At 73.2% G+C, this 9,557-nt stretch carries 4 protein-coding genes; 2 read left to right on the top strand and 2 right to left on the bottom strand.

Features of this window, described 5'->3' with window-relative positions:
- Positions 1–155 precede the first annotated feature (155 nt).
- Entirely contained in the window at positions 156–1,250 is a 1,095-nt protein-coding gene (locus tag SZN_RS32445) for a mechanosensitive ion channel family protein (protein WP_007503423.1), read from the bottom strand.
- A 776-nt stretch (positions 1,251–2,026) separates the two neighbouring features.
- A complete protein-coding gene (locus SZN_RS32440; RefSeq protein ID WP_043734244.1) occupies positions 2,027–2,959 on the bottom strand; it encodes a lysylphosphatidylglycerol synthase transmembrane domain-containing protein in 933 nt (310 codons plus the stop codon).
- Positions 2,960–3,295: 336 nt separating this feature from the next.
- On the opposite strand from SZN_RS32440, the gene SZN_RS32435 reads away from it, so the two are divergent.
- Both SZN_RS32435 and SZN_RS32430 read left to right on the top strand, forming a co-directional pair.
- Positions 3,296–5,191, top strand: coding sequence for an ABC transporter ATP-binding protein (locus tag SZN_RS32435; protein WP_007503420.1), 1,896 nt, complete (start codon positions 3,296–3,298; stop codon positions 5,189–5,191).
- A 285-nt stretch (positions 5,192–5,476) separates the two neighbouring features.
- Positions 5,477–9,388, top strand: a complete 3,912-nt coding sequence (locus SZN_RS32430) for a glycoside hydrolase family 2 TIM barrel-domain containing protein (RefSeq protein ID WP_007503414.1) — start codon at positions 5,477–5,479, stop codon at positions 9,386–9,388.
- The last annotated feature ends 169 nt before the right edge of the window (positions 9,389–9,557 follow it).

Genomic DNA, 9,557 nt, shown 5'->3' with positions numbered 1-9,557 from the left:
GCCCGGTGCCGCGGCGTCGCCGCCCGCGCCCCCCGCCCGGTGCCGGGTCACCGTCCGCCTCGCGCTCTGCGGGGTCCGTACCGCCGCCTCCTCCCGCGCACCGGCCGGGTCGGCGGCCCGGACGGCCTCTCGCGGTGTGCCGCCGGACGGACCTGTCAGTCGAGGCGGGCGGTGGTCATCTCGTCCGCCTCCTCGGGCACCCGCTGCTGGGGGATGGCCGGCGCCCCCTGCTGGATGGCCACCGTGCGCGTGGGCGCCGGGATGCGGATGCCCTCCAGCCGGTAGCGCTTGTGCAGCCGCTTGATGAACTCGTGCTTGATGCGGTACTGGTCGCTGAACTCGCCGACGCCGAGGATGACGGTGAAGCCGATCCGGGAGTCCCCGAAGGTGTGGAACCGGACGATCGGCTCATGGTCCGGCAGGGCGCCCTCGACCTCGGCCATGACCTGCGCGATCACCTCGTTGGTCACCCGCTCGACGTGGTCGAGGTCGCTGTCGTACCCGACGCCGACCTGGAGCAGGATCGTCAACTCCTGGTCCGGGCGCATGAAGTTGGTCATGTTGGTCTTCGCCAGCTGCCCGTTGGGGATGACGACCAGGTTGTTGGACAGCGCGCGCACGGTCGTCTGGCGCCAGTTGATGTCCTCGACGTAGCCCTCCTCGCCGCTGCTCAGCCGGATGTAGTCACCGGGCTGGACCGTCTTGGACGCGAGGATGTGGATGCCCGCGAAGAGGTTGGCGAGCGTGTCCTGGAGGGCCAGCGCGACCGCGAGACCGCCGACGCCCAGCGCGGTGAGCATCGGCGCTATGGAGATGCCCAGCGTCTGGAGCACCACCAGGAAGCCGATGGCCAGGACCAGGACCCGGGTGATGTTGACGAAGATCGTGGCCGAGCCCGCGACGCCGGGCCGGGAGGAGGCGACCGTGCGCATCACCCCGGCGATGCCGCGCGCCGCGGCCAGCGTCACCACGAAGATCAGCAGCACGGTCAGGGTCTGGTTGACGCTGCGCTGGACCGTGCGGGTCAGCGGCAGGGCCGCCCCCGCCGAGGCGGCGCCGCCCAGGAAGGCGGCCCAGGGCACCACGGTCCGCAGCACGTCCACGATCAGGTCGTCGCCCGCCCAGCGGGTGCGCACCGCGTGCCTGCCCAGCCAGCGCATCAGCAGCCGCAGCAGGAAGGCCGCCAGCAGTCCCGCCGCCAGCGCGATCCCGGCGACGGCCAGGTCGTCCATCGTGAGTGCGCGCGTCACCGCCACCGCTCACCCCCGGGGAGGAAGGCTGCGGCGCACGCCTGCGCCGCGGGTCGGATGTGAAGTCTCGTCACGTTGTCCCCTGCTCGATTCCGCGATGTGCCCTCGCGCCTGCCGTCCCGCCCCGGGGCCGGCGCGCGGGGCTCATCCTGCCGTATCGGGCACAGGTGTTCGTGCCGGGACGGCGGGCCGTACCGGCGCACCGGCCGCTTTCGGGCATTCTCTCCGGAACCCCGGCCTCCCCGGAGGGCGGAACGGCCGCATCCGGGGGCTCGCCGGATGCACGGGGGCGCATCCGGAGGACGGTGGACCGGGTGCGTGGTGCCTGCCCATGTTGCCTCCCCTCCCACCGTGGTGCCTGCACATGTGTTGCGCCCACCCGTGGTGCCCGCACCCATGTTGCGCCCACCCACGGCGCCCGCACCTATGCCGCCAGCCCCTACGTCGCCCGCACTCTTGGCGGTCTGCACCTGTGGCGCCAGCACCCATGGGCGGTTGCACTTGTGGCGCCAGCACCCATGGCACCCGAACCCACGGCGCCCGCGCCCATGGGCGCCCGCCCCCGTGGCGCCCGCCCCTGTGGCGCCAGCACCCACGGCGCCCGCACCCATGGGCGGTCGCACTTGTGGCGCCCGCCCCCATGGCACCCGTACCTGTGGCACCAGCACCTGTGGCACCAGCACCCATAGCGCCCGCCCCCTCCCGCACGACGCGGACCGGGATGGCGACCGGGGCCCTCCCCGGTGGTGCCGTAACCGCACGCCACCCCCGACCGCTCAGATGATCTTCCGGCGCACCAGCGCCCCCAGCGTCAGCGCCCCCGGCAGCAGCGGCAGCCACACGGTGATGATCCGGTACGCGAGCACCACGGCCGTCGCCACCGCCGCCGGACCGCCCGCCGCCACCAGGGCCACGACCAGCGCCGCCTCCACCGAGCCCAGGCCGCCGGGCGTGGGCACGAGCGCCACCGCCACGGTCGCCGCCAGATACGCCACCGCCATGTGCACCGGCGGGACGTCCAGCCCGAGCGCGAGCCCGGTCAGCACCAGGCCGGACGCCTGGAGCAGCGGGAAGGCCAGCGAGCCGCCCCACAGCGCCAGCATTCGCGCGGGCCGCGCGTGCACCGACCGTGCCTCGCCCAGCGCCGTGCGCAGGAACGACAGCACCGCCTCCCGCAGCCGCCGTACGACGGTGAACGCGACCACGGCCAGGACGGCCGCCGCGCCCGCGCCGAGCAGCAGCGGGGTGAGACCGCCCGGCGGCAGCAGGGGGCCGAGCCGCAGCGCGTCGGGGAACGCGACGAGCAGAGCGGCCAGCAGCCCCACCCGGGCGATGCTCTCCGCGAGCAGATACAGCGCGAGCGCGGCCGAGGACCGGGCGAGCGGCAGCCCGCACACCGTCATGAAACGCAGGTTGACCGCGCTCGCGCCCAGTCCGGTGGGCAGCAGGTGGTTCGCCGCGCCGGCCGCGAACTGCGTGGCCAGCAGCCGCAGTACGGGCAGCCGGTCGACCACCGCGCCCTGCCGGGTCACCGCCGCCGCCACCCAGGTCAGACAGGTCACGCCGGCCGCGGCGAGCAGCCACGGCCACCTGGCGGTCGTCAGATGGCCGACGCCCGCGCCGAGCACGGCCCGGTTGTCCACCGCGACCACCACCACGAGCGCGAGCGGGAGCAGCACCAGAATCCTGCGCAGCGGGACGCGGCGCAGCAGGCGCCCGGCGGAGGAGGGCCGTACCGGGGCGGGCCGTTCACCGCGGGGGACACCGGCGCGGGGGGCTTCGGGGGAGCGGCCGTCCGGGGAGAGGGCCTCGGGGGAGCGGCCGTCGCCCGAGGGGACGGCTTCGGGGAAGAGGGCGTCTGGGGAGAGGCGTACCGCTGTCACATCGCCAGAGGGTCCCCCAGCCGTGACAACGGCGGGTTGCCGCGGCGCGGACACCGCCTTACGACCCGGCTGCCGCAGTCGGCGGGCGCCCACCGCGCGGCGGACACGGACGGCGGAACCCTCCTTGACCTCAAGGTTGCTCGAGGTTCTAGGTTTCCCGGCATGAGCATGGAGACCACCGCCTGGACCCAACTGCACAGCGTCGTCAACGCCGAACGGGAGCGACGCCCCTTCGCCCGCGCCACGCTGCGCCGCATCGCCGCCTTCGCCCGCCCGCACCGCCGCCGGATCGCGCTGTTCGCCGTGCTCGGGGTGCTGACCGCCCTGCTCGCCGTCGCCACCCCCGTCCTGGCCGGACGGGTCGTCGACACGATCGTCACGGGCGGCGACGACGGCGCCGTCGTACGCCTCGCCCTGCTGATCGCCCTCATCGCGGTCGTGGAGGCCGCGCTGGGCATCCTCGCCCGGCGCCTGTCGGCGACGCTCGGCGAGGGGCTCATCCTCGATCTGCGGACCGCGGTGTTCGATCATGTGCAGCGCATGCCGGTCGCGTTCTTCACACGCACTCGTACGGGAGCGCTCGTCTCCCGTCTCAACAACGACGTGATCGGCGCCCAGCGCGCCTTCAGCAACACGCTCTCCGGAGTGGTCAGCAACCTGGTCACGCTGGTGCTCACCCTCGCCGTCATGCTGACCCTCTCCTGGCAGATCACCCTCCTCGCGCTCGCCCTGCTGCCGGTGTTCGTGGTCCCGGCCCGGCGCATGGGGCACCGCATGGCGCGTATGCAGCGCGAGGCCGCCACGCTCAACGCCGCCATGGGCACCCGGATGACCGAGCGGTTCTCCGCGCCCGGCGCCACCCTCGTCAAGCTCTTCGGCCGCCCCGAGGAGGAGTCGCGGGAGTTCGCGAGCCGGGCCCGCCACGTCGCCGGCATCGGCGTGCGCACCGCCACCGCGCAGTCGGTGTTCATCACCGCGCTCACCCTGGTCTCCGCGCTGGCCCTCGCCCTGGTCTACGGCCTCGGCGGCTGGTTCGCCCTGCGCGGCACCCTGGACCCGGGCGCCGTCGTCGCCCTCGCGCTGCTGCTGACCCGGATGTACGCCCCGCTCACCGCCCTCGCCGGGGCCCGCGTCGAGGTCATGAGCGCCCTCGTCAGCTTCGAGCGGGTCTTCGAGGTGCTCGACCTCGTCCCCCTCGTCCAGGACCGGCCCGACGCCCGGCAGGTCCCCGACGGGCCGGTGTCCCTGGAGTTCGACGGCGTCCGCTTCGGCTACCCCGCCGCCGACAAGGTCTCCCTCGCCTCCCTGGAGGAGGTGGCCTCCCTCGACACCCGCGGCGGCGCCGAGGTGCTGCACGGACTCTCCTTCCGCGTCGAACCCGGGCAGACGGTCGCCCTGGTCGGCTCCTCCGGCGCGGGCAAGTCCACCGTGGCCCACCTGCTGCCCCGCCTCTACGACGTCGACGCGGGCGCGGTGCGCGTCGGCGGCGTGGACGTGCGCGACCTGAGCGCCCGGTCCCTGCGCGCCACCGTCGGCATGGTCACCCAGGACGGCCACCTCTTCCACGACTCCGTCCGCGCCAACCTGCTGCTGGCCCGTCCCGCCGCCACCGAGGACGACCTGTGGGACGCCCTGCTCCGCTCCCGCCTCGACGCCCTCGTGCGCTCGCTGCCCGACGGGCTGGACACCGTGGTCGGCGAACGCGGCTACCGCCTCTCCGGCGGCGAGCGCCAGCGCCTGACCATCGCCCGGCTGCTGCTGGCCCGTCAGCGCGCCGTCATCCTCGACGAGGCCACCGCCCACCTGGACAACACGTCCGAGGCGGCCGTCCAGGAGGCGCTCACGGAGGCGCTCGACGGCAGGACCGCCGTGGTGATCGCCCACCGGCTGTCCACCGTCCGCGCCGCCGACCTGATCCTGGTCGTCGAGGACGGCCGGATCGCCGAACGCGGCACGCACGAGGAGCTGCTGGCGGCGCAGGGGCGCTACGCCGAGCTGTACCGCACGCAGTTCGCGGGAGACACCGGCGAGTTGACGGACGTGGAGCCGGCCGCCTGACACCCCGGCGGCCGGCCCGGAGCCGGGGTCGGCACGCCCGGAGCGGAACACGGAGCGGAACACGGAGCGGAACACGGAGCCGAATCCGCGGCGGTACCCGGAGTCGGAAACCGGCCAACAATGGTGGCCCGGACCCCCAGGAACACACAGACCCCGACAGCATCATTGCTTCCCCGGGGTTCAGAACCTAGGGTGCGTTCGGTTTCCCCACAGCACCGCACACGATCTGACGCTCCCTCACAGCCGTGCAGCGCCGCACTGTCGTCCAGAGGAAGGCCACCGTCGATGCCCGTTCCGCCCGTGTCCCCCGCCGGTCCGTTCCGTACCCCCGCAGTCCCGGTCAGCCGCCGCCGGCTGCTGGAAGGAGGCGCAGCCCTCCTGGGCGCGCTCGCCGTCTCCGAGATCCCCGTCCCCGCGTACGCCGCCGACGGCTCCGGGGCGGCCGCGTCGCCGGAGTGGAACGGGAACATCGGCCTCTTCCAGGTCGGCACCGAGCCGCCGCACACCACGCTGATGCCGTACGCGGACGTCGACCAGGCCCTGGCAGCCGACCGCACCCGCTCCCCGTACCGGCTGAGCCTGGACGGCACCTGGAAGTTCGCGTACGCCGAGCGCCCCGAGGACCGCGACCCCGACTTCCACCGCACCGACCTGGACGACAGCCGCTGGGACACCCTCCCGGTGCCCTCGGCCTGGCAGATGCACGGCTACGACCGGCCGATCTACGTCAACATCAACTACCCCTGGTGGGGCCCCAACGGCCTGGGCGAGGAGGCCCGTCCGCCGGCCGCGCCCACCCGCCGCAACCCGGTGGGCCAGTACCGCCGTACGTTCACGGTCCCGCGCGGCTGGGCGGGACGGCGCACCTTCCTCCACTTCGAGGGGGTGAAGTCCGCGCACTACGTGTGGATCAACGGCCGCCTGGCCGGCTACCACGAGGACTCCTACGACCCGGCCGAGTACGACATCACCGCGCTGCTGAAGCCGGGCGCCAACCAGATCGCCGTCGAGGTCTACCGCCACTCCGACGGCGACTGGCTGGAGGACCAGGACATGATCCGGCTGAGCGGCATCTTCCGCTCGGTCTACTTGTATTCCACGCCTCCCGTCCATCTGCGCGACTTCCGTCTGCAGACCCCGCTGAGCGGGGACTTCACGGCGGCGGAGCTGTCGGTCACCGCGAGCGTGCGGGACTACGGCGGCCAGGGCGGCGGCCGTTACTCGGTGGAGACCCAGCTGTACGACGCGGACGGGCATCCGGTGTGGTCCCGGCCGCTGACCCGGGGCGTCGCCCTGGACTCCGGTGCCGAGACGACCGTGGAGGCGGCGCGGGCGGTGCCCCGGCCGCGGCTGTGGTCGGCCGAACAGCCCTACCTCTACACGGCCGTGCTCCGGCTGCGCGACCAGGCGGGCCGGGTGACCGAGACGCTCTCGCACCGCGTCGGCCTGCGCGAGTTCGCGCTGAAGGACGGCCTGATGCGCATCAACGGCAAGCCGGTCTCCTTCCGCGGCACCAACCGGCACGAGATGCACCCGGTCCGCGGCTCCGCCCTCAACCGGGCGGACATGGTCCGCGACATCGAGATCGTCAAGCGCCTCAACATCAACAGCGTCCGCACCTCGCACTACCCCAACAACCCGCAGTGGCTCGAACTCGCCGACGAGTACGGCCTGTACCTCGTGGACGAGACCAACCTGGAGACCCACGGCATCCGCGACGAGTACCCCGGCGACAACCAGGAGTGGACGGCGGCGTCCCTGGCCCGCGCCCGCGCCATGGTCCACCGCGACAAGAACCACGCCAGCGTGGTCATCTGGTCCCTCGGCAACGAGGCGGGCGGCGGCAGCACCTTCAGCGCCATGTACGACTGGATCCGCTCCTACGACACCACCCGTGTCATCCAGTACGAGGGCGACGACCGGCCGGGCATGAGCGACATCCGCTCCGAGATGTACGAAAGCCCCTCCCGCGTCGAGCAGCGTGCCAAGGACACCGCCGACACCCGGCCGTACGTGATGATCGAGTACTCGCACGGTATGGGGAACTCCAACGGCAACTTCAAGAAGTACTGGGACGTCGTACGCCGTTACGACGTGCTCCAGGGCGGCTGGATCTGGGACTTCGTCGACCAGGCCCTGAGCTGGCCCACCCCCGCGCGCAAGCGGTTCACCGAGACCGGACCGGCCGCCCTGCGCGGTGAACTCCTCGCCCCCTCCGGTACGTTCAGCCGCGCCGAGGGCGTGTCCGGCGGCACCGTCTTCGCCCGTGACGACAGCCTCGACCTGACCGGGTCCCTCACCCTGGAAGCCTGGATCACCCCGCGTGTCACCGGCTACCACCAGCCGATCCTCGCCAAGGGCGACACCCAGTACGCGCTCAAGCAGACCGACCGGACCCTGGAGTTCTTCATCCACGGCGGCGGCCAGTGGATCGCCGCGTCCTGGGCCCTGCCGGACGACTGGACCGGCCGCGAACACCATGTCGCGGGCGCCTTCGACGCGGACGCGGGCACCCTGACCCTGTACGTCGACGGCCAGGTGCGGGCCACCCGGACGACCACCCGCCGGCCCTCCGTCAACACCGCGTCGCTCGCGCTCGCCACCGACGTCGACAACCCCACGCGCGAGTTCAGCGGCACGATCCGGCGCGCCCGGGTGTACGCCCGCGCCCTCGGCGCGGCCGAACTCGCCTCCGACAGCCGGGGGAGCGGTGACGACGGGGTCCGCTTCTGGTTCGACGCGGCCACCGTCGGCCTCACCGAGACCCGCCCCCGCGAGCGGACGTTCTACGCCTACGGGGGCGACTGGGCCGACAACCCCAACGACGGGGCGTTCTCCGGGGACGGCATCATCACCGCCGACCGCGGCCTCACCGGCAAGTCCGCCGAGGTCAAGCAGATCTACCAGGCCGTCGACGCGGCCCCCGCCGACGGCGGCACGCTCGCCCCCGGCGGCGCGCTCACCCTCACCAACGAACACCTCTTCACCAACGTCCGCGAATTCGACGGAAGTTGGGAGCTGGTCGCCGACGGCAGGACCGTCCAGCGCGGCCGGCTGAGCCGCTCCCAGCTCGACCTCGCCCCGCTGTCGAGCAAGCGGATCACCGTGCCCTTCGAGGTGCCCGCGAACCCGGCGCCCGGCGCCGAGTACTTCCTGCGGCTGTCCTTCACCACCCGCCGGGCCACGAAGTGGGCCGAGGCGGGTTTCGAGGTCGCCCGGCGCCAGCTCGCCGTCGACGCGGGCAGCCCCGCCGTACGCCCGGTCCCCCTCGCCGGCGTCCCGGCGCTCTCCCACGACGACGGGGACCGCGCCGTCACCGTCACCGGCAAGGGCTTCACCGTCACCGTCGACAAGGAGACCGGCGTCATCACGTCCTACCGGGCGGGCGGCGCCGAACTGATCGCCTCCGGTCCCGCCCCCAACTTCTGGCGCGCGCCCACCGACAACGACCGCGGCAACGGCCAGCACACCCGCAACCAGACCTGGCGCGACGCGGGCACCCGCCGCGAGGTGACCGGTGTCGCCGTGCGCGCCCTCGGGGACAAGGCCGTGGAGATCAAGGTCACCGGCACCCTGCCCACCACGACCGAGTCGGCGTACACCACCACCTACACGGTCTTCGGCAACGCCGAGATCAAGGTCGACAACACCCTGAGTCCGGGCGCCGCCTCCCTGCCGTACATCCCCGAGGTGGGCACGCTGCTGCGCCTGCCCGCCCGCCTGGAGCGGCTGCACTACTACGGCCGCGGCCCCGAGGAGAACCACTGGGACCGCGACAACGCCACCGACGTGGGCCTGTACTCCGGCACCGTCGCCGGGCAGTGGACCTCCTACCTGCGCCCGCAGGAGAACGGCAACAGGACCGACGTCCGCTGGATCGCGCTGACCGACGCCAAGGGCGCCGGCCTGCTCGTCAGCGGGGACGCCCCGCTGGAGGTCAACGCCTCGCACCACACGCCGGAGGACCTGTCGACCGGTGTGCGCCACGACTACCAGCTCACCCCGCGCGAGGAGGTCGTGCTGCGGGTCGCCCACCGGCAGATGGGCGTGGGCGGCGACAACAGCTGGGGAGCCCACACCCACGACGAGTACAAGCTGTTCGCCGACCGCGACTACGCGTACACCTACCGGCTGCGCCCGCTGTCGGGCGTGTCCGGCGCCATGGCCGCCTCCCGCAGGCCGACCGCGGTGGAGTGAGGCGGGCCCGGCCGCGCCCGAAGCGCCGGAAATGCACGAAGGCGCTCCTCGGATAATCTAATATCGTGACATTTGTGCCGTTTCGTACGGGTCGCGGTCCCGTGGCCCGACGGCCCGGTCGAGCCGCGCGGCGCGGAGGCGGAGAGCCTCCGCGCCGCGTCGCCGCGCA

Origin of the sequence: Streptomyces zinciresistens K42 (genome assembly GCF_000225525.1) — a bacterium.
Taxonomy (GTDB): Bacteria; Actinomycetota; Actinomycetes; order Streptomycetales; family Streptomycetaceae; genus Streptomyces; species Streptomyces zinciresistens.
This window is presented reverse-complemented; position numbering and strand designations above follow the sequence as displayed.